Raw genomic sequence first — 24,051 nt, 5'->3', positions numbered from 1 at the left:
GGGAAGTCAGTGATATACGAAACGTTCAATCTATCCGCCAAAAACCCGATCATGAGCAATCACAGTGTATATGGACAACAATTGTTGCCCGGCTTAGCTTATATCGATCTTATATTCCAATTCTTTCACAAGCATCATCAGCATCACTCTTGCAATGAGTTCGAACTGCGCAATTTATCCATATATAACCCACTGATTACAGGAAAAGACAAAGACTATGACGTTATGCTTTCCATTCAGTTTTCTGAAATCGAGGCGGGGCAATGGCAGATTGTTGTGGAGGGTCAGGAGCAGCGCAATGACGGAACCCTGGCCCGGGATAAAAAACGGTATGTTACTGCTGAAATGCATCAGACAGGCCCGGTAATATTTAATGAAACTTTGGATTTTAATCAAATAAAGCGCTCGGCCAAGAGAATTGTCAGTTTAGAAGAGGTTTACGGGCAATGCCGGCTTCAGGACCTGGTGCACACCGGCTTTATGAAAGCGGCAGGAAAGATTTACGAGAGCGGGACAGCGACTTTCATTGGCGTTTCCCTGGGCCAGGAGGCCCATGCCAGCGCCGAAGGCTTTCTGTTTCACCCGGCCCTTATTGACGGCAGCGCTATCGGTGCGATGAATCTGCTGTCTTCCTTGGTCAAAGAGGAAGAACGCCTGTTTTTGCCGCTTTTCTTTGAATCCTTTCGCGCAGCGGCGCTTTTACAAAACCGTTGTGTGACCCGGATTCAAACTTCATCCCTGGCCCGCAAAAAAGAACTGTTATATATGACGCTGGAATTTTTCAATGAAGCCGGCGCGAAGGTGGCGGAATTGAAAAATTTCTGCAGCAAACTGGTCCGCGGCGCTGAATTAATCAACCCTGATCGAAAAAGCCATTCCCTGCCGGCGGCTGATTTGGCTGCGCCTTCAGCCGACTCACCAGCCGGCACTCTCCCACCCGGCTATGAGGCTGCCGGCGCCAACCCGGCAGCGACCGAGGCAGCGGCAGCCTTTTTACGGCAGCTGATGGCGGAGCGATTAAAAAAACCGGCGGAACAAATCGATACTCAGATTGGATATTATGAAATGGGTTTGGATTCACCCGGTTTGTTGGAGATTGTCCAGGCAATAGAAACAAAAATTGGCGCCGCCTTATCGCCGACGTTATTGTTTGAATATACGACCATTGCCGAATTAGCGGCCTATCTTACCGGAAATTATGCCGCCAAGTTCAGCCGCGCCGCCGGGACGCGGCAGGATGCCGTCCCCCCGGCTTCTCCTTTCAGGCAAGCATCAACGGCGCCGGCGCCAAGCCCGGCCGCCGGCCGGGCGGCAACAATGCCGGCCGGGCAGGAAGATATTGCCATCGTCGGGATAGCGGGACGCTACCCGCAAGCAATAAACCTGCAGGAATTTTGGGCTAATCTCAAAACCGGCAAAGATTGTATCAGTGAAATTCCTCCATCCCGCTGGGATTGGAAATTGTATGCGGGATTAAAATCCCCCTCAGGCAAAAACATCTCCCAATGGGGCGGCTTTATCGATAATCCGGATTACTTTGATCCCCAGTTTTTTCGAGTATCGCCGCGGGAAGCGGAATTGATGGACCCGCAGGAACGGTTGTTTCTGGAAACCTGCTGGGAAGCAATAGAAGATGCCGGCTATACGCCGAAAACGCTGGTTACGCCGCAAGGTCCCAATAAAAGGCGGCATGTGGGCGTATTTGTCGGGGTAATGCACAAAGATTATACTCTGATCGGAGCCGAAGCCGCGGCTCACGGCCAGGCCGTTCCCTTGTCATTGAACTACGCGCCTATTGCCAACCGGGTCTCATATTTCTGCAATTTTCACGGCCCCAGCATGGCGGTGGATACGGTATGTTCCTCTTCCCTTACGGCCGTGCATTTGGCCTTGGAGAGTATCCGGCACGGCGACTGCGAGGCGGCCCTGGCCGGCGGCGTGAATTTATCCTTAAATCCCAATAAATATTTTACCTACGGGATGATGGACATGCATGCCAGCGACGGCTATTGCCATACCTTCGGTAAAGACGGCGACGGCTATGTATCCGGCGAAGGCGTCGGGGCGGTGCTGCTAAAGCCGTTGCACAAAGCCGCCCAGGACGGGGATCACATTTATGCGGTCATCAAAGGCAGCACCATCAATCATGTGGGGACGGTAAGCGGCATTACGGTGCCAAGTCCGGTGGCCCAGGCGGATATGATTGCGGCCTGTTTGGAAAAAATAAATATTCATCCCCGGACGATCAGCTATGTGGAAGCTCACGGGACCGGAACGTCATTGGGCGATCCCATTGAAATCGAAGGGCTGGTGAAAGCCTTTCGCCTGTATACCAGGGATTTGCAATATTGTTCAATTGGTTCCGTCAAGTCAAATATCGGGCATGCTGAAGCCGCTGCCGGCATCAGCGGCCTGACCAAGGTTATCCTCCAGCTTTATTATAAAACCCTGGTGCCTTCACTGCATTCCGAAGAATTAAATCCGCACATAGATTTTGCCCAATCGCCATTTTTCGTTCAGCATAACACCGAGGAATGGAAGCAGCCGGTAGTCGAGGAAGACGGCCGGCAGGTCAGCTATCCCCGCCGGGCCGGGCTGAGTTCTTTTGGCGCTACCGGCTCAAACGTTCATATCATACTGGAGGAATACAACCGGCAACAGCCGGCAATTCCGAGGCCCGGCGACGATCAGGCAATCATTCCCCTTTCGGCCAAGAACAAGGAACGGCTGCAGGCTTATGCCCAAAAACTGCTTGCGTTTCTGAAAGGGTTCTCCGGGGACAATCTTCACCCTGAAAATGGGATGGATTTACCGGCATTGGCTTATACTTTGCAAGTGGGACGGGAATCCATGGAAGAACGGGTAGCTTTTCTCGTAAAGGATGTGGGGCAGCTAATTGAAAAATTAGAAGCCTTTGGTGAAGGCAAGGAAGTGAGGGATAATTGCTGGCGCGGGCATGTAAAGCAGGGCAAAGATACAACCAATCTTTTTAGCGACCGGGAGTCGCTGGAATTGATCAATAAATGGATTATTACCGGCGAAGTTAGAAAAATTGCCGATTTGTGGGTAAAAGGCTTTGATATAAATTGGAATTTACTTTACGGCGACACGAAACCTGGCCGCATCAGTCTGCCCACCTACCCATTTGCCAGGGAACGCTATTGGATACAGGTAGCCAAGAACGGCGCCGGCAGCGGCGGTATTGCTGCCGGTTCAGGCGTCGCGGCCGCAATTCACCCGTTGCTGCAGCACAATACCTCCGATTTTTTCGAACAACGGTTTAGTTCAACCTTTACCGGCCAGGAGTTTTTCTTAGCGGATCATATCGTGCAGGGGCAGCGGGTTTTACCGGGAGTGGCCTACCTGGAAATGGCCCGGGTGGCTGTGGCGCAAGCAGCCGGGGTTGAACCGGGCCAGGCCGGCATACGGCTCAAAAACATTGTCTGGGCCCGGCCCGTTACCGTGGGGGAACAGCCGGTCAAGGTGCATATCGGGCTTTTCCCGGCGGATAGCGGCGAGATTTTCTTTGAAATCTACAGCCAGGCTGAAGCAGCCGGCGCCGAACCTATAGTTCACAGCCAGGGCAGTGCCGTGCTGAGTCCGGTGGCGGCGGCAGCGGCTATCGACATCTTAACCGTACAAGCCCAATGCAACCGCGGCGCTCTTTCACCCAGCCAATGCTACGAGGCTTTTAAGGCGATGGGGATTGACTACGGCCCGGCCCACCGGGGAATCGAAACGGTATATGTGGGTCCGGAGCAGGTGTTGGCAAAGTTGGCGCTGCCGTTAGCTGTCGCCGGTACCCGGGACCAGTTTGTCCTTCACCCCAGTCTGATGGACTCGGCCTTACAGGCGTCAATCGGGCTGGTAATGAGTTTAGGCGACGGCGGTGCAGTTTCCCTCAAGCCGGTACTGCCCTTTGCCTTACAGGAGATCGAAATTCTCGGCAATTGCCCTTCCTCCGTGTGGGCGCTGATCCGGTATGGTGACGGCGGCCGCGCCGGCGATAAGGTGCAGAAATTTGATATTGAATTATATGATGACCAGGGGAAGGTTTGTGTGCGGCTGAAGGGATTATCCTCCAGAGTGCTGGCGGGAGAAACGAGCCCGGCTCAGTCACCGGCCGCACCGGGAATGCTGATGCTCCGCCCTGACTGGAAACGGCAGGACATTGTTGAAACCGCGGCTCCCGACTATGTTCAGCATGTGGTGATGCTCTGTGAGCCAAATGCAATTTCCCCGGAAATTATCGCCGCCCAAATCAGCGGGGCGCGTTGTCTGACCCTGGCGTCCAAACACCAAGGCCTGGCGGAACGGTTCCAGGACTATGCCGCCCAGGTATTTGAAGAAATCCAAGGCATGCTGGCCGCCAAACCGGCAGGCAGGGTTCTGGTCCAGCTTGTCGTTCCCAACCGGGAGGAACAGCAATTGTTTACCGGCCTTGCCGGCTTGTTAAAAACAGCCCGGTTGGAGAATCCCCAACTGGTTGGGCAAATGCTTGAAGTTGAACCGGAAGAAGCCGCGGCGGCAATTATCGGGAAGCTGCAAGCCAACAGCCGCAGCGCCGGCAGTAATCATGTCCGCTATCAGGACGGCCAGCGCTATGTGGCTGGTTTAAGTCAGGTGGAAGTTGCCCGTACCGCCGGGAAGCTTCCCTGGAAAGACGGGGGTATCTACCTGATTACCGGCGGCGCCGGCGGCCTGGGACTTATTTTTGCCAAAGAAATCGTCCGTGAAGCTAAGGCCGCGACCCTGATTCTTACCGGCAGGTCGCCCCTTAACGGGAACAAGCAGGCTGTGCTGAAGGAACTGCAGGCCCTGGGCGCCAGGATAGAATACCGGCAAGTGGATGTGACCCGCCAGGAAGCGGTTAACAGCTTAATCCAATATATTCAGGACAGTTACGGCGGCCTCCACGGCATTATCCATAGCGCCGGCGTGCTTAAAGACAGCTTTATTATCAAGAAAACCAAAGCCGAATTTTTAGAAGTGCTGGCGCCCAAGGTCGCCGGCCTGGTGTATCTTGATCAGGCCGGCAAGGATCTGCCCCTGGACTTTTTCATCCTCTTTTCGTCCGGGACAGGAGTTGTCGGCAATCCGGGCCAGGCCGACTATGCGGCCGCCAACGCCTTTATGGACGCTTACGCCAGGTATCGCAACCAACTGGCGGCCGCAAACCAACGCCACGGCCAAGCCCTGTCCGTCAATTGGCCGCTATGGAAAGAAGGCGGTATGGGGGTTGATCCGGTAACAGAAAAACTGCTGCGGCAAAACACGGGTATGGTCGCCATGGAGACAGCAACCGGCATCCGGGCCTTGTATCAAGGCCTGGCCTCCGGTCAGGATCAGGTCATGGTGCTGGAAGGGGAACTTGAGCGGCTTCAGGCCCTCCTCCTGCAGCAGCAGCCCGCAACCGAAGCCGCAAAAGGGTCTTATCCCCAAGAAGAAAACAAAGCAGTTCCGGCTATTGATCAGGATTCGCTCCCGGAAAAAGCCGTCAACTACTTCAAAAAGCTGCTGGCTGCCGTCATCAAACTGCCGGCGCACCGCATTGAAGCAGACGCGCCGCTGGAACAATACGGCATCGATTCGGTCATGGTTATGCAACTGACCAATCAACTGGAAAAAGCATTCGGTTCATTGCCGAAAACATTGTTTTTTGAATACCAAAACATTAAAGACTTAACCGAATATTTCCTGGAAAACTATGGCGGTGAACTGACAAAATTATTGGGACTTGAGGATAAAAGAGCGGCGGCGCCGGCCGTAAATCCCCCGGATTTTGCAGCTGTGACAGCGGCGGAAAAACCGGCAGCCGTCCGCAGCCGTCCGCGTTTTGCCTCGCTGCGGCCGGAGAAGCGGGAAGAAGCAGCGGCCTTGGACATTGCTATCATTGGTGTCGCCGGCCGCTATCCCCAGGCGGATAATATCCGGCAATTCTGGCAAAACCTGCGGGACGGCAAGGATTGCATCACCGAAATCCCTAAAGACCGCTGGGATCACAGCCTGTACTTTGATGCCGATAAAAATAAGCCCGGCAAAACCTACAGCAAGTGGGGCGGCTTTATTAACAGCGTGGATCAGTTCGATCCGCTGTTTTTCAATATTTCACCGCGGGAAGCCCAAATCATGGATCCCCAGGAGCGGTTGTTCCTGCAGTGTGTCTATGAAACCCTGGAGGACGCGGGCTATACCCGGGAAACCCTGGGCCTGCATCAGGACTTTGGCCTGGGGGGCAATGTGGGGGTATATGTCGGGGTGATGTACGAAGAGTACCAGCTCTACGGCGCCCAGGAACAGCTCCGGGGCCGGCCGGTTGCCGCAGCCGGCAACCCGTCGTCCATCGCCAACCGGGTGTCCTATTTCTGCAACTTCCATGGACCCAGCATGGCGGTGGATACCATGTGCTCCTCCGCCCTGACCGCCATCCATCTGGCCTGCCAGAGCCTGCAGCGCGGCGTCTGCGAAGCGGCGATTGCGGGCGGCGTCAATGTTTCCATTCATCCCAATAAATATTTACTGCTTAGCCAGGGCAAGTTCGCCTCCAGCAAGGGCCGCTGCGAAAGCTTCGGCCAGGGCGGCGACGGCTATGTGCCGGGAGAAGGCGTGGGAGCCGTGCTCCTAAAACCGCTGGCGAAAGCCGTTGCCGACGGCGACCACATCTATGGCATCATCAAGGGGACCGCCCTCAATCATGGGGGAAAAACCAACGGCTACACCGTTCCCAATCCCAATGCCCAGGCCAGTGTCATCGGCCGGGCCTTTAAGGAAGCCGGGATTGACCCCCGGACAATCAGTTATATTGAGGCCCACGGCACCGGCACTTCCCTGGGGGACCCCATTGAAATCACCGGCCTGACAAAAACCTTCCAGGCATACACCAAGGACAAGCAGTTCTGCGCCATCGGCTCGGCCAAGTCCAACATCGGCCATTGCGAGAGCGCGGCCGGCATTGCCGGAGTAACGAAAATACTGCTGCAGTTAAAGTATCAGCAACTGGCGCCTTCACTCCATTCTCAGACCTTAAATCCCAACATTGATTTCAGTAATACCCCCTTTGTGGTCCAGCAGGAACTGGCGGAATGGAAGCGGCCGCTGGTTGAAAAAGGCGGCGAAAGCAAAGAATATCCGCGGATTGCCGGCATTTCGTCCTTTGGGGCGGGAGGGGCAAACGCTCATATAGTTATCGAAGAATATATACCCCGGGACCCGGTCCGGCTGCCAATTGCGGTCAACGCGGGGAATCCGGCCATTATCGTGCTGTCGGCAAAGAATGAAGAACGGCTGCGGGAGCAGGTGCAGCAATTGCTGGCGGCAATTAAGGAGCAGCAATTCACAGACCGCGATTTAGCCGATGTGGCTTACACCCTCCAGGTGGGCCGGGAGGCCATGGAAGAGCGCCTGGCTGTAATCGCGGGATCAGTACAGGAACTTGCCGAACAACTGAAGAGTTATGTGGATGGCGGGGATGGCGACGGGGAAGTATACCGGGGACAGGTAAAGCGCAATAAAGAAACGCTGGCTGTTTTTGCCGCGGATGAAGATCTGGCCAAAGCCATCGATGCCTGGGTCGCCAAAGGGAAATACGCAAAACTTCTCGACCTTTGGGTCAAGGGCCTCATTGTTGACTGGAACAAGCTTTATGGCGACAACAAACCGCGGCGCATCAGTCTGCCGACCTATCCCTTCGCCAGGGAACGTTACTGGCTAGCCGGGCAGGACACCAAAACCGCCGGCAGCGGTCTGCCGGCAGCTTTAGCCCTTGCCGGCGCAATTCATCCCCTGCTGCAGCGCAATACTTCCGATCTTTCGGAACAGCGGTTCAGTTCCACCTTTACCGGCCAGGAGTTTTTCCTGGCAGATGCCATAGGGAAAGATCAGCGGGTTTTACCCGGGGTTGTCTGCCTGGAGATGGCCCGGGCAGCAGTACAGCAGGCAACAGGGGCCGGGAAAGAAAAGGGTAACGGAATACGCCTCAGGAATGTGCTTTGGGCTCGGCCGATAGTCGTCGGGGACCAGGCAATAGAAGTGCACATCGGACTCTATCCCGAGGACAACGGGGAAATTGCCTATGAAATCTACAGCCAGCCGCAGGGGGACAACGCGGAACCGGTAGTGTACAGTCAGGGCAGGGCAATGCCGGGGGCGGTTGCGGAAGTTCCGCCTTTGGATCTGACGGCCCTGCAGTCACAGGGCCCGGAAAGCGGCTTTGCGTCCGGTCCGGGAATTGAGAAGCTGTATGCAGGCCCGGGACAAGTGTTGGCCAAACTGGTTTTGCCTGCCGCCGTTTCTGATACTCAGGATCAATTCGTCCTGCATCCCGCTTTGCTGGCGGCGGCCCTTCAGGCGTCAAGCGGTTTAACAGCCGGTGCGGTCCAGCCCTTCGCCCTGGAGGAACTCGCGGTTTGGGGGCGATGCACCCCTGCCATGTGGGCGCTGATCCGCTTCAGTGACAGCAGCAAAGCCGGGGATAAGGCGGCGAAACTCGACATTGATTTGTGCGACGACCAAGGGCATGTTTGCCTACGGATGAAGGGACTTTCCCCGCAAGGGCGGGAAGACGGGAGAAGTCCGGCGGCAACGGCTCCCGGGACTTTGATTCTGCATCCCTGCTGGCAAGAAGAAGCTGTTGACCGGGACGCTGCCGCTGCCGGCTATGCTCAGCATGTGGCAATGTTCTGCCAGCCGGACGCGGCTCTGCGGCAAAGTATGGAAAACGAGACAAACGGGATGCGTTTCCTCGTCCTGGAGTCCAAACAGGAAGGCATCGCGGCCCGGTTCCAGGATTATGCCGTCCAGGCGTTTACAGAAATCCAAAGCATCCTCAAAGAAAAACCCGCGGGCAAAGTATTGATCCAGATCATTACTTCCCTTCAGGACGAACAGCAACTGTTTGCCGGACTCGGCGGGCTTTTGAAAACCGCGCCGTTAGAGAATCCCAAACTGACAGGACAGCTTATTGAAATAGAACCAGGGGAAGATTTGGCGGCAATCACGGCGAAACTGGCGGAGAACAGCCGCCGTCCCCTTGATAGACATATTCGCTACCGGGACGGCAAACGCTATGTTGCCGGCTGGAGCGAAACGGAAGTTTCCCCGGCGGCAGGAAAAATCCCCTGGCAAGACCGGGGGGTCTATTTAATAACCGGCGGCGCCGGCGGCCTGGGGCAAATTTTCGCCAGAGAAATTGCGCAGAAAGTTAAAGATGCAGCTTTGATCCTCACCGGCCGATCGGCGCTTAACGAAAATAAGCAAGCCGAGTTGCGGGAACTGGCGGCCTTGGGCGCCCGGATCGAATACAAGCAGGTTGATGTGACCCAACCGGAAGCTGTCAATGGCTTAATCCAATATATTCTCGACAATTACGGCAGCCTTCAGGGCATTATTCATAGCGCCGGCGTGAATAAAGACAATTTCATCCTCAAGAAAACCCAGGCGGAACTGTGGGAAGTACTGGCGCCCAAAGTTGCCGGCCTGGTGCATCTGGATCAGGCCAGCCAGCATCTGCCCCTCGACTTTTTTGTGCTCTTTTCCTCAATAGCAGGAAGCGTAGGCAATGTCGGCCAGGCCGATTACGCAACCGCCAACGCCTTTATGGACGCTTACGCCAGGTACCGCAATACGCTGGCGGCGGCGCAACAGCGCCACGGCCAAACGCTGTCCATCAATTGGCCGCTGTGGCAGGAGGGCGGCATGCGCATCGATGCCGAAACCGAAAAGACGATGCGGCAAAACACGGGTATGATCGCTATGCGGACCGCAACCGGCATCGGGGCCTTTTATCAGGCCTTAGCCGCCGGCAAAGCGCAAGTCATGGTGGCGGAAGGCGATCTGTCCCGCCTGCAGGCCCGCCTGCAGACAATTTCCCCGCCGGCCGACGCCCGTACCGAGGCGGCGGCTACTGTCCAGGTAGAGCCATGGCTGCTGCGGGAAAAAACCTTGCATCAGCTTAAAGTTCTGTTTGCTGAAACTACTAAAATGAGTGTTGCCGGCATTGATCCGGAAGAGCCCCTGGAAAGCTATGGGATCGATTCCATCATGATTACCCAGCTCAATCAGAACCTCGACGGCATCTTTGGCGAATTGTCCAAAACCTTATTCTATGAGTACCGGACGCTGAGCGCGTTAGCCGAATATTTTACCGCCGACTATCCCCAAAAGTGCCTGCAATGGACCGGACTTGGCGATCAGGCTGAGCCAACGCAGTCAGTGAAGCCGATAATGCCGCCTTTAACTGACGAACTCCCCGCGCCGGTTTCACTGAAAAGACGCCGGCAGCTGACACGTGGCGGCTTTACGGAGCGGACTGCCGATAACAGCGCTTATGAGCCGGTTGCCATCATCGGCATGAGCGGGCGCTATCCCCAGGCAAAAACATTAAAGGACTACTGGGAGAATTTAAAAACCGGCCGGGATGCTGTTACGGAAATTCCGCCGGAGCGTTGGCCAATAGACGGATTCTATCATCCCGATCCCCAGGAAGCGGCGGCGCAGGGAAAAAGCTACAGCAAATGGGGGGGATTTGTCGAAGGCTTTGCCGAGTTTGATCCGCTGTTCTTCAGTATTTCACCCCGGGAAGCCACCGGTATGGATCCCCAGGAACGCTTATTTCTTGAGTCTTGCTGGGAAGTGCTGGAGGATGCCGGCTACACCCGGGAGCAGCTGGGCGCGCAATATAACCGGCGGGTGGGTGTTTTCGCCGGGATTACCAAAACCGGCTTCGAGTTGTATGGCCCCGAGCTATGGCGACAGGGCGAACATTTCTATCCCCGCACTTCCTTTGGGTCGGTGGCCAACCGGATTTCCTATCTTCTTAATTTACAAGGCCCCAGCATGCCCATTGATACCATGTGTTCCGCCTCGTTAACAGCCATTCATGAAGCCTGCGAGCACCTTTACCGGGGCGAATGCGAAATGGCGATTGCCGGCGGCGTGAATCTCTACCTGCATCCTTCCAGTTATATCGGACTGTGTGCCCAGCACATGCTGTCCGAAGACGGAAAATGCAAAAGCTTTGGTCAGGGGGGCAACGGTTTCGTTCCCGGGGAAGGCGTCGGCGCTGTTTTGCTGAAACCTCTGTCCCGGGCCATTGCCGACGGGGATCATATTTATGCGGTAATCCGGGGAACCAGTATCAACCACGGCGGCAAAACCAACGGATATTTGGTGCCTAATCCCACCGCCCAGGGGGAGCTTATCCGGGCGGCCCTGGATAAAGCCGGGGTTGACGCGCGCACCGTCAGTTATATCGAAGCCCACGGAACCGGGACCGTCCTGGGCGATCCGATCGAAATCGCCGGCTTAAGCCAGGCCTTCCAAAAGGATACCCGGGACACCGGCTTTTGCGCCATTGGCTCGGTAAAATCCAATATCGGCCATCTGGAAGCGGCGGCCGGGATTGCCGGCATTGCCAAAATCGTGCTGCAAATGCAGAACCAAATGATCGTTCCCAGTCTCCATGCCCGGGAATTGAATCCCAATATTAATTTCGCCAAAACCCCCTTTGTAGTCCAGCAGGAACTGGCGGAATGGAAACGGCCGGTGGTTGAGAAGGGGGACGAAACCAAGGAATATCCCCGGATTGCCGGCATCTCGTCCTTTGGCGCCGGCGGCGCCAACGCCCACGTCGTGCTGGCGGAATACATTCCTCTCAGCCAGGAAGGGCATATAACCGCAATCACGCCGCAAAATCCGGCCATTATCGTGCTGTCGGCCAGGACTGAAGACGGGCTGAAGCTGCAGGCGCAGCAATTGTTGGCTGTGCTGCAGGCGCAGCCCTTTGCGGCCGGCGACTTAGCCGATATGGCCTACACGCTGCAAGTGGGCCGGGAAGCCATGGAGGAACGCCTGGCAGTAATGGCCGGATCCGTCCGGGAACTTGCCGAGAAACTACAGGGTTTTGTAACCGGGCAGGACGGCATTAAAGATTTGTACCGGGGACAGGCCAAACGAAATAAAGAGACCTTTGCGGCTATGGCCGTGGACGAAGAAATGCAGGAAACAATTGAAAAATGGATTCAACGCCGAAAATATGCGAAACTGCTGGACCTTTGGGTCAAGGGCCTGTCCTTTGACTGGCGCAAGCTCTATGGCGACAGCAAACTGCGCCGCATCAGCCTGCCGACGTATCCCTTCGCCAGGGAACGCTATTGGCTGCCGGAGATTCAGGCCAAACCTGCCGCCAGCCCGGCAGCAACCTCAACCATAAGCGCCGTAATACACCCGCTGTTGGGTCAAAACACTTCCGACCTTGCCGAACTGCGGTTTACATCCACCTTTACCGGGCAGGAGTTTTTCCTGGCGGATCATGTAGTAAAGGGGCGGCCGGTTCTACCGGGAGTGGCCCAGTTGGAAATGGCCCGGGCCGCCGTAGCGCAGGCGACAGGCGTTCGGCCGGAAGAAAAGGCCCGGATCCGGCTCCGGGACATCGTCTGGGCGCGCCCCGTCGCCGCAGGCGACAAAGCAGTCCAGGTGCACATCGGACTTTATCCCGAAGAGGACCGGATCGCCTACGAAATCTACAGCCGGCCCGCTGAAGCCGGGGCCGAGCCAATCGTGCACAGTCAGGGCATTGCCGTACTTGACGCGGTGCCGGCAGAGCCTGCCCTGGATTTAGCCGCCCTGCAGGCCGGGTGCAGCCAAACCGCTTCCGCCGCCAGCCGGCTCTACGAGGTCTTTAAAACCATGGGTCTGAATTACGGTCCCGCCTACCAGGGGATTGAGCAGGTGTATCTGGGACAAGATCAGGTCCTGGCCAGGCTCACCCTGCCGTCAACCGTTACCGCTACCCAGGACCAGTTTGTATTGCACCCCAGCCTGATGGAGGCCGCTCTCCAGGCGGCCAACACCTCTGCTAAGCCAATCCTGCCCTTCACCCTGGAGGAACTGGAAGTATTCGGCAGCTGTGCTGCCGCCATGTGGGCGCATATACGGCCGAGCGCCGGCAACACGCCGGCGGACGGGCTGCCGAAACTGGATATTGATCTTTGCAACGACCAGGGCCGGATTTGCGTGCGCATGAAGGCATTCGCATTCCAACTGCCGGCCGGCGGACTGAGCGCTTCAGGATCGGCGGCAGATACCGGCCTGCTGCTGCTGGCGCCCTGTTGGCAGGAACAGCCGCCAGCGGCTGAAGCCATAGATCCTGACTATGCCCAACACCTGGTGATCCTCTGCGAGACTGACGACATCTCCCCTGACGACATTACCACCCGGATGAAGGGGGTACGCTGTCTGGCGCTTCAATCCGCGCAGCCGCTGGCGGAGCGCTTTGAAACATATGCCGCTCAGGTATTCGAAGAGATCCAGGGCATCCTCAGGAACAAACCGAAAGACCAGGTACTGATCCAAATAGTGGTTTCCACCCTGGACGAGGGGCAACTGTGCGCCGGCTTCCTGGGCTTCTTAAAGACAGCCCGGCTGGAAAACCCCCGGCTTACGGGACAACTGATCGCAATAGAGCCGGGACAAGGGGCGGCGGCAATCATCCCCCGGCTTGCAGAGAACAGCCGCCGGCCGATGGATAGCCAAATTCGCTATGAAGCCGGCAAACGTTTGGTTGGCGGCTGGCAGGAAATTGAAACCGCCACCCAGCCGGCGATTCCCTGGAAAAACGGGGGGATCTATTTAATAACCGGCGGCGCCGGCGGCCTGGGACGCATCTTTGCCAGGGAAATTGCGCGGCAAGTCAAGGATACAACCTTGATTCTTACCGGCCGGTCCCCGCTCAATGCCGCCAGGCAAGCCCAGCTTAAGGAACTGGAATCACCCGGCGCTCGGGTCGTCTATAAACAAGCCGATGTAACCCGGGAACAGGCGGCTGCCGACTTAATCCGGAGCATCCGGGATGATTTTGGCGGTCTAAACGGCATCATCCATAGCGCCGGCGTAATCCGCGACAACTATATCCTCAAAAAAACCCAAGCCCAACTTTCAGAAGTGCTGTCGCCCAAGGTCAGTGGCCTGGTGAATCTGGATCAAGCCAGCAAGGACCTGAACCTGGATTTCTTTGTTCTCTTTTCCTCGGTTGCCGGCAGTTTGGGCAATCCGGGACAGGCCGACTACGCCGCCGCCAACGCCTTTATGGACCACTACGCCAGGTATCGCAACGGTCTGGCGGCAGCAAACCAACGCCGGGGTCAAACCCTGTCCATCAGCTGGCCGCTGTGGCAAGAGGGCGGCATGCGGGTTGATGCCAACACCGAGCAGATAATGCAGGCAGCGACCGGCATGATTCCCATGGAAACTTCAACCGGCATCCGGGCTTTCTACCGGGGCTTAGCCGCCGGCAGGGACCAGGTGCTGGTGATGGAAGGCGACCGGCAACGGATGAGGGAACTATTTTTAGAAACCGCCGCCGGAATTCAGCCGGATCTGGCAGAGAAATCCATTCCGCCGGTGGACCCAGGACTGCTGCGGGGAAAAACCTTACATCAACTTAAAGTGCTATTGGGGAGAATCGCCAAGCTGGGTGTCGGCAGGATTGATGCCGACGAGCCTTTGGAAAGCTATGGGATTGATTCGGTTATGATTGCCCAGCTTAATCAAAATCTGGCCGGTATCTTTGGCGAACTGTCAAAAACTTTATTTTTTGAATACCAGACCCTCGGCGCCTTAGCCGAATATTTTGTTGCCGATTATCCGCAAGAATGCGTGAACTGGACCGGGCTTGGCGAGCCGGCGGCATTGACAGCCGCAGCGCCGCCGGCCAAACCGAATTTCGCCGGTGAATTTCCGGCGCTGACCTCCACCCTACCCTCAATCTCAATGTCAATGTCATTGAAGGCAAGAAAGAAAGCCCGCAGCATTACCGCTGCAAATCCCCGGCGTGAAACCCGGGAACCAATTGCCATCATTGGCATGACCGGGCGATATGCACAGGCGCAAAATCCAAAAGTATATTGGGAGAATTTGAAAGCAGGAAAAGATTGTATTACTGAAATTCCCGCCGAACGCTGGCCGCTGGAAGGATTCTATCACCCGGATCCGCAGGCAGCCGCGGCGCAAGGCAAGAGCTACAGCAAATGGGGTAGTTTCCTCACCGGGTTTGCGGATTTTGATCCTCTGTTCTTTAATATTTCGCCGCTGGAAGCCAACAATATGGATCCCCAGGAACGACTGTTCATTGAGTCCTGTTGGGAAGTGCTGGAGGATGCGGGCTACACGAAGGAGCAGCTTACAGCTCAATATAATGGCCGGGTCGGTGTTTTTGCCGGCGTTACCAAAATAGGCTTTAATTTATATGGCCCCGATTTATGGCGGCAGGGCGAAAAATTATTTCCCCATACTTCCTTTGGATCAATAGCCAACCGGATTTCCTATCTATTGAACCTGCAAGGGCCCAGCATGCCGATCGATACCATGTGTTCCTCCTCATTGACTGCCATTCATGAAGCCTGCGAACATCTTCACCAACAGGAATGTGAAATGGCGATTGCGGGGGGAGTTAATCTATATCTGCATCCCTCAAGCTATATCGGCCTCTGTGGCCAGCACATGCTGTCCAGGGACGGAAAATGCAAAAGCTTCGGTCTGGGGGGCAACGGATTCGTACCCGGTGAAGGAGTCGGCGCTGTTTTGCTGAAACCTTTGTCCCGGGCCATCGCCGACGGGGATCACATTTACGCTGTAATTCGCGGGACCGGTATTAATCACGGCGGCAAAACCAACGGCTATACAGTGCCCAATCCGAAAGCTCAAGGACAGCTCATTCGCGCGACACTGGACAAAGCAGGGATCAATGCCAGGGCTGTCAGTTATATTGAAGCCCACGGCACGGGGACGGAACTTGGCGATCCCATTGAAATTACCGGACTTACCCAGGCATTTTTTCAAGATACCCAGGACACGGGGTTTTGCGCCATTGGTTCGGTAAAATCAAATATCGGCCATTTGGAAGCAGCCGCCGGGATCGCCGGGGTTACTAAAATTTTGCTGCAAATGAAGCACCAACAGATTGTTCCCAGCCTGCATGCCAGGGAATTGAACCCTAACATCAATTTCGGCAAAACTCCGTTTGTGGTTCAGCAGGAACTTGCCGAGTGGAAACGGCCGGTGGTTGAGATCAATGGTGAAAGCAAGGAATATCCGAGGATTGCCGGCATCTCGTCCTTTGGCGCCGGCGGCGCAAACGCCCACGTGGTAATCGAAGAATATATATCCCCGGACCTGGTGCGGCCGCAAATTAAAGTCACTTCCCGGAATCCGGCCGTTATCGTGCTGTCGGCCAAGACGGAGGACCGGCTCCGGGAACAGGTGCGGCAATTGTTGGCCGCAATTCAGTCGGAGTCATTCACGGACAGTGAATTAGCCGGCATGGCTTACACGCTCCAGGTAGGGCGTGAAGCCATGGAAGAGCGCTTGGGCTTAATTGCGGCATCCATCAGGGAACTGGAAGAAAAACTACAGGATTTTGTCAACGGCCGGGAGGGAATAGAGGAGCTGTACCGGGGGCAGGTCAAACGCAATAAAGAGGCTTTGTCTGTTTTTACCGCGGATGAAGATATGGCCAAAATAATTGATGCCTGGATTAGCAAAGGAAAGTATGCGAAGCTTCTCGACCTTTGGGTCAAGGGTCTCGTTTTTGACTGGAACAGGCTTTATGGCGATGACAAGCCCCGGCGCATGAGTCTGCCTGCGTATCCCTTTGCCAGGGAACGCTATTGGCCGGTGAAAGAGAGCAAATCCGCCGGCGTCAGCCCGGCAACAACCTCAACCGGGACTGCTTCGCTTCATCCGCTGTTGCAGCTGAATACCTCCGACTTCACCCGGCAGCGGTTCAGTTCCACCTTTACCGGCCAGGAGTTTTTCCTAGCGGATCATGTTATCAAGGGCGAACGGATCCTGCCGGGGATGGCCTATCTGGAAATGGCCCGGACCGCAGTGGCGCAGGCCGCAGGGGTTTTGGAAACAGAGCAGGCCGGGATACGGCTCAAAAACGTGACCTGGGTCCGGCCCATTGCCGCCGGGGAACAGCCGGTCAAGGTCCACATCGGCCTCTTCCCGGAAGATAGCGGCGAGATTGCCTTTGAAATATACAGCGAGCCGGCAGCAGCCGGCGCCGGGCCGGTGGTGCACAGCCAGGGAATTGCCGCCCTTGGTCCGGCGGCGGCTGCGCAAGTTTGGGATTTGCCGGCCGTACAAGCCCAGTGCAGCCGGAACAGCCTTTCATCCGACCAATGCTACGCGGTCTTCCGGGTGATGGGAGTAGACTACGGTCCGGCTCATCAGGGGATTGAGCAGCTTTATATTGGCGCGGGTCAGGTGCTGGCGAAACTCTCGCTGCCTGCTTGCGTCGCCAATACGCAAGGTCAATTTGTTCTCCATCCCAGCTTGCTGGATGCGTCCTCCCAGGCGGCCATCGGTTTGATGATGGGAGACGGTGGGCCGCTGCCGTCCGGTGGAACAACCGCTCCCAAACCGGCCCTGCCCTTTGCCCTGGAAGAGCTTGAAATTCTCGCCGGCTGTACTCCCGCCATGTGGGCGCTGGTCAGATACGGTGACGGCAGTCAAGCCGGGGATAGGGTGCAGAAACTGGATATTGATTTGTGCGACGGGCAGGGGAATGTTTGTGTGCGGCTGAAGGGATTCTCCCTCAGAGTGCTGGAGGGTGATTTACAGACAGGCAATGGGCCGCAGGCAGTTTTCGCCGCGGACGCCCCCCTGGCCGTAACCCTTATGCTGACTCCCGTCTGGGACGCCGTGCCGGCGGAAAAAGGCAAAATGTCGCCGCTGCCCACTGATCAGGTGGTGATTGTCGGTAGAACCAAGGACAGCAGCAGCGCCCTGCAGCGGCAATACCCCCACGCCCGGATACTGGATATTCAGCCTGACGACACTATCGAAACAATCGGAGAAAAAATAGCGGCCCATGGACCCATAGATCATATTCTGTGGCTTGCTCCCCCTGACTCTGTAAATAATTCCGCAAATTTCCTGACAGAGGATGGGGTAATTCAAGAACAAAATCAGGGTGTAATCCTGGTTTTCCGAATGATTAAAGCCTTGCTTCATTTGGGCTATGACGCCAGGAATTTAGGCTGGACTGTAATAACCATACAGGTCCAGCCCATTCGTAAAAAGGATTGGGTGAACCCAACCCATGCAAGTCTCTACGGGTTAATTGGCTCCATGGCTAAAGAATACGCAAACTGGCAGGTCCGGCTCATTGATCTGGAAGCTGCCGGTGATTGGCCGCTTGCCGATATCTTCACTTTGCCCCCGGATCCCATGGGCAATGCCTGGGCCTATCGCGGGCAGGAGTGGTACCGGGAAAAGCTGATTTCATTTCATAAACCTCCATTGCAGCCGGCATTGTACAAGCCCGGCGGCGTGTATGTGGTAATCGGGGGCGCCGGCGGCATCGGCGAAGTATGGAGCGAATATATGATTCGCACCTACCAGGCTAGAATCGTTTGGATCGGCCGCAGGCCAAAGGAAGCAGCCATTCAGTCCAAGCTGAACAGGCTGGCGGGCCTAGGAACCACACCCCGCTACATTACTGCGGATGCAACTGATAAGAAAGATCTGCAGCAAGCCTACGATGAGATTAAACAGCAGTACGGGCAGATTAACGGGGTGATTCATGCCGCCATCGTGTTGCTGGATCAAAGCCTGGCGAATATGGCTGAGGAAAGATTCCGGGCCGGGCTTGCGGCCAAGGTGGATGTGAGTGTGCGTATAGCGCAGGTCTTCCAAAAAGAGCCTTTGGATTTTGTCATGTTCTTTTCCTCCACCACCTCCTTTGTAAAAGCGGCGGGACAAAGCAACTACGCCGCCGGCTGCACCTTCAAGGACGCTTTTGCCCGCCAGCTTGCCCGTGAATGGCCGGGGGCGGTGAAAGTGATAAACTGGGGGTACTGGGGCGGTGTGGGTATTGTTGCTTCCCGGGATTATCAGGAGCGGATGGCAAAGCTGGGCATAGGATCCATTGAGCCCCCGGAAGCCATGGATGCATTGGAGACCCTGCTTGCCGGGCCGCTGGATCAAATTGCGTTGATGAAAATAACCCGTCAAGCGGTTATGGAAGAAATTGGCGCCGGAGAAACAATGACAGTCTATCCTGAAAATCAACCCTCAAATGTACAAAACCTGTCCGGCCATATGCCGGAACAAGGCGCGCAGATCAGCAGCCTGAAAACAGAAGTAAGCCGGTATATGCAGGAGATGGACCAGTTTCTCTGCCGGCTGCTCTGGGGGCAATTGCAGTCTGCCGGACTGTTTGCGGCAAAGAATTCAGCGACGGCTGACATCAAAACCAGGGTTGGGCTGTCTGATATGTATGGCAGATGGCTGGAAGAAAGTATCAGGGTATTGGCGCGGCATAATTATCTCCGCTGCGATGAAGGGCTATGCTCGGTACTGGATACGACCCCAATGGATATTGACGCTGCCTGGGAAGAATGGGATCGAAAAAAGGCGGCCTGGATGGAAGATGCCAATACCAAAGCCCAAGTGGTGTTGGTGGAAGCAACCCTGCGGGCTTTACCCAAAATTATTACCGGTAAAATACCGGCTACTGATATCATGTTTCCCAATTCCTCCATGGAACTGGTCGAAGGCGTTTACAAAAACAACATAGTTGCGGATTATTTTAACGCCGTGCTTGCCGATACGGTAGTCGCCTACGTGGAAGAACGGCTTAAGCAGGAGCCGGCGGCCGGGATTCGGATTCTTGAGATTGGCGCCGGCACCGGCGGCACCAGCGCCATGGTTTTCCGGAAATTAAAGCCTTATCAGGATCACATTCAGGAATATTGCTATACCGATATTTCCCAGGCATTTTTGCTGCATGCGAAAAAAGAGTACGGCCCCCATAATCCCTATTTGACCTATAAACTGTTTAACGTGGGCGAACCCCTTGCGGGACAAGGCATCACCGCCGGCGGATATGATCTGATAATTGCAACCAATGTCCTGCACGCCACCAAAAATATTCGCCAAACCCTGCGCAATGCCAAGGCAGCTATCGCGACAAATGGTTTAATACTGTTAAATGAGATCAGCGGCAACGCCCTGGTGACCCACCTGACCTTTGGTCTGTTGGAGGGATGGTGGCTATACGAAGATTCGCCGCTGCGCATTCCCGGTTGTCCCGGACTATGGCCGGAAACCTGGAAAGCAGTGCTGGAAAGTGAAGGATTCCGGTCGGTCTTATTCCCGGCGCAGGCAGCCCATGAATTGGGGCAACAGATTATTGTCGCCGAAAGTGACGGGGTTGTATTGCAAAAACAACCGGAACTGAAAACTGGCGCAACAGCTGCGGCCATGAAGCCGGGCGGCGGGACCAAGGTATCTCAACCCAACCCGCCGGCCCGACAAACGGGAGGAATGACCCAGGATTTATTACGGGAAAAAAGCACGGCCTATATTAAAAAATTGGTCGGTGAAACGCTTCAGATTGCAAGCAACAAGATTGATCCTTCCGATCCTTTGGAGAAATATGGCATCGATTCAATTATTGTTGTTCAGCTGGCTAATAACCTGGGTAAAGTATTCGATAATATCAGCAGCACCCTGTTTTTTGAATACCAGACCATTGACGCCCTGGTAGAGTATTTCATGAGTAATCATAAGAGTTCGTTATTGTCGTTGGTAGGACTGGAAAATCACGCTGCCGGCGCTGCTGCCGATGCAAATGACGCCGGAATTATCACGGCGGCAATGCCGGCGCCTTCCCGGCCGGCAGCCGGAAAATCCAGACGTTTTCTGCAAATCCGGGAACCGGAAAACCAGGCAAAATCACAATCTTCACAATCTCCACAACCCTCAACGGTTCAAGACATTGCGATTATCGGCATTTCCGGACGCTACCCCGGGGCGGGTAACATTGAGGAGTTCTGGCGTAACCTGCAAGACGGCAATGATTGTATTGTCGAAATTCCTAAAGACCGCTGGGATCATAGCTTGTACTTCGATGCCGAAAAGAACAAACCGGGAAAAACTTACTGCAAGTGGGGCGGCTTTTTAGAAGGGGTAGATCAATTTGATCCGCTTTTCTTCAATATCTCCCCACTGGATGCCGAGATTATGGATCCTATGAACCGGCTTTTCCTGGAGACTGTGTGGAATTTACTTGAGAGCACCGGCTATACACGGGACAGTTTACAGCGTCAATATCAGTCCCGGGTTGGGGTTTATGTGGGCGCAATGTATCAGCAATATCAATCTTTTAACTCCGATATTGTAAAAGAAGCGGCAATCTCCACAGCTTCCTACAGCTCTATTGCCAACAGAGTTTCCCATTATTTTAATCTCCAGGGCCCCAGCATAGCCATTGATACCATGTGTTCATCCTCGGCTATTGCCATTCATATGGCGTGCGAGAGTCTGATAAAGGGAGATTGCCGGCTGGCTATTGCCGGCGGCGTAAATCTTACCATTCATCCGAAAAAATACCTGGGGTTAAGCCTTACGAACATGCTTGGCAGCCATATTAACAGCAGAAGTTTTGCCGCCGGCGACGGGTTTCTTCCCGCCGAAGGGGTTGGCGCCATATTATTAAAACCCCTTGCTAATGCCATACAAGACCGGGATCATATTCTGGCTGTGATAAAATCAACTGCAATCAATCACGGCGGCTATTCCAACGGCTATACCGTTCCCAACCCCAATGCGCAAGCCCAATTGATTGAGGAGAATTTTATAAAATCAGCCGTCCATCCCCGGACGATCAGTTATGTTGAATCCGCCGCCACTGGCTCGGCCTTGGGTGATCCAATCGAGGTCACCGCCTTAAGCAAAGCCTTTCAGAAATTTACGCCCGACCGGCAGTTTTGCGCGATCGGGTCGGTAAAATCCAATATCGGCCACGCTGAAGCCGCTTCGGGAATTTCTCAGTTAACCAAGGTAATTTTGCAATTGCGGCATGGCAAGCTGGTTCCTTCGATAAAGGCCGACCCGCTGAACCCCAATATAAATTTTGACAACACTCCGTTTTATCTGCAGCGGGAACTGCAGGAGTGGAAACGGCCGATGGTAAATATCGACGGCGAAGAACGGGAGTATCCGCGGCGGGCAACGGTAAGCTCCTTCGGCGCGGGCGGATCCAATGCCCATTTGATTATCGAAGAATACATTCCGCTGCCGGCGGCAGCAATCAGCGGCAGCGCCGCAAACTCGCCGCAGCTTGTAGTCATTTCCGCCAAAAACAGGGACGGGCTGCAGGCAGTTGCCGGGCAAATGCTGGCGTTCATTGAACTTAACAAGACTAACCCGGAACTGCGTTTGCCTGATTTTGCCTATACCCTCCAAGCGGGGCGGGAAGCAATGGAATACCGGCTGGCAATGGTAGTGGATAGCTGGGAAGAGCTGATTCAGGGTTTGAAGCAGTCTTTAAAATCCTTTACCGAAGGGAAAGACAGCAAAGAGACGGAAACCTCCATCCCCATATTTAGCGGCAATCAGGAAGAAGATCTTTCCAGCATCCAAATGCTGCTTGCCGGCAAATTGGGCGAGACCATGGTCCAAATGCTGCTGGAAGAGAAGAACTTAGAGAAACTGGCGCTCTATTGGACGCAAGGCGGTAAGATCCCCTGGGAATCACTCCATGCCGGCCGGGAAGTCCGTAGAATAGCCTTGCCAACCTATCCGTTTGCGAAACGGCGCTGCTGGGCCGGAGCGCAGCCGGAGCCGGGATTGACCGGCGAACCGGACCAGGCTGGCGAATTATATAACAACGCTGCTGTCGCTGAAAAGCGCGCCTCTCTCCAGGACCGGATCGTGGCTATTATCTGTCGTTCCCTGGGAATGACAACGGCAGAATTGGATATTAATAAACCTTTGGATAAATATGGGGTTGACTCAATCGTTTTCACGGCGATATTTCAGCAATTGCAATCAAAGGTGAATCCGACGATTACGCTGGACAGATTGCTGGAGTCCAAAACAACGCAAAATATTATCAATATGGTATTGTCGAAAAATATAGATCAACCAATTGCGGCAGCGCGACAAGCCAATATTGCTGTTCCCGCCGCCTGGCCGCAATTTCCTGAACTCATTCACCTCAACCAGACTTTTGCAGGACGGCCTGTATTTTGGTTTCATGGCGGGCTGGGCGGTACGGAATCCTATCAGGCAATCGCTCAGAAGATCCGGCGACCGTTTTATGGGATTCAGGCGCGCGGCTGGATGACCGACCGCGCTCCTTTACACGGAATCTACGCAATGGCCGCATATTATATTCATATTATACAATCAATACAGCCGGCGGGACCCTACGATGTAGGCGGATACTCCATGGGGGGAACTTTGGCGTATGAGATCACACGCCAATTGCAAGAGCTGGGGCAAGCCGTCAATACAATCGTTATGGTGGATTCAATGTATTGCCCGGAAATCAAAAAAAACTATTCGCCAAAATCCTTGCTTTTGCAAATGGTCAACATTGCGTTAGCAACTACCGTTAAGCAGGCGCCGGAAAAAATACTCCAGATGCTCATTCACCGGGATGAAGTGGATCTGGAGCTGGCGGATGAGGCATTTTTGGAACAAGTGCTCAAGCTTGCCCAGACCCGCGGCCTGACGAAACCGGTAACTCAGCTGCAATCCCTGATCCGGCAAAGTTTAAGGGTCCGCCAGGCTTTCAAATTTGATGAGTTTTCTGTTTGGCCGCTGCCTGATCCCCAGGCGGTAACTTGTTACTATTTCCGCAATAACAGCGGCTTATTCTGGGGAGAATTAGAACCCTATTTTACAAGCGGCAAAGAAGATATTTCATTAGACCATATTAATTATTGGGAGGAATGGGAACGGCAGCTTCCCAATTTTAGCATGGTTGATGTGGATTCTTCCAATCATATGGTGATGATGTCAGACAAATCATTTGAAGCAATAGCCGTTTTTTGTGAAAAATTATATTCCTGATACCTATTCTTTACAAATTGGTTCTTTATAAGAAAAAGGCTAAGAATCCCCTGGCCGGGTTTTTCTTAGCCTTTTTTATTTGGCGCGGGCGTTACCGGCGGCGATTTCACGGCTGATGCTCCGGTTTGCACATTGGACAAAATTATGTGGCTGATCTTGACGCCGGCTTGATTTTATGATAAATTG

The 24,051-nt window shown here is 54.7% G+C and carries 1 protein-coding gene; it reads left to right on the top strand.

Annotation, left to right across the window (positions count from 1 at the left end):
- Positions 1-9 precede the first annotated feature (9 nt).
- Positions 10-23,865 (top strand): SDR family NAD(P)-dependent oxidoreductase, encoded by a 23,856-nt coding sequence (locus tag MAMMFC1_RS22065; protein ID WP_197723861.1) that lies wholly within the window; start codon positions 10-12, stop codon positions 23,863-23,865.
- Positions 23,866-24,051: the final 186 nt, after the last annotated feature.

Origin of the sequence: Methylomusa anaerophila (genome assembly GCF_003966895.1) — a bacterium.
Lineage (GTDB): Bacteria > Bacillota > Negativicutes > Sporomusales > Sporomusaceae > Methylomusa > Methylomusa anaerophila.
The sequence above is the reverse complement of the archived record's forward strand: the minus strand, read 5'-3'. Positions and strand labels throughout refer to the sequence as shown.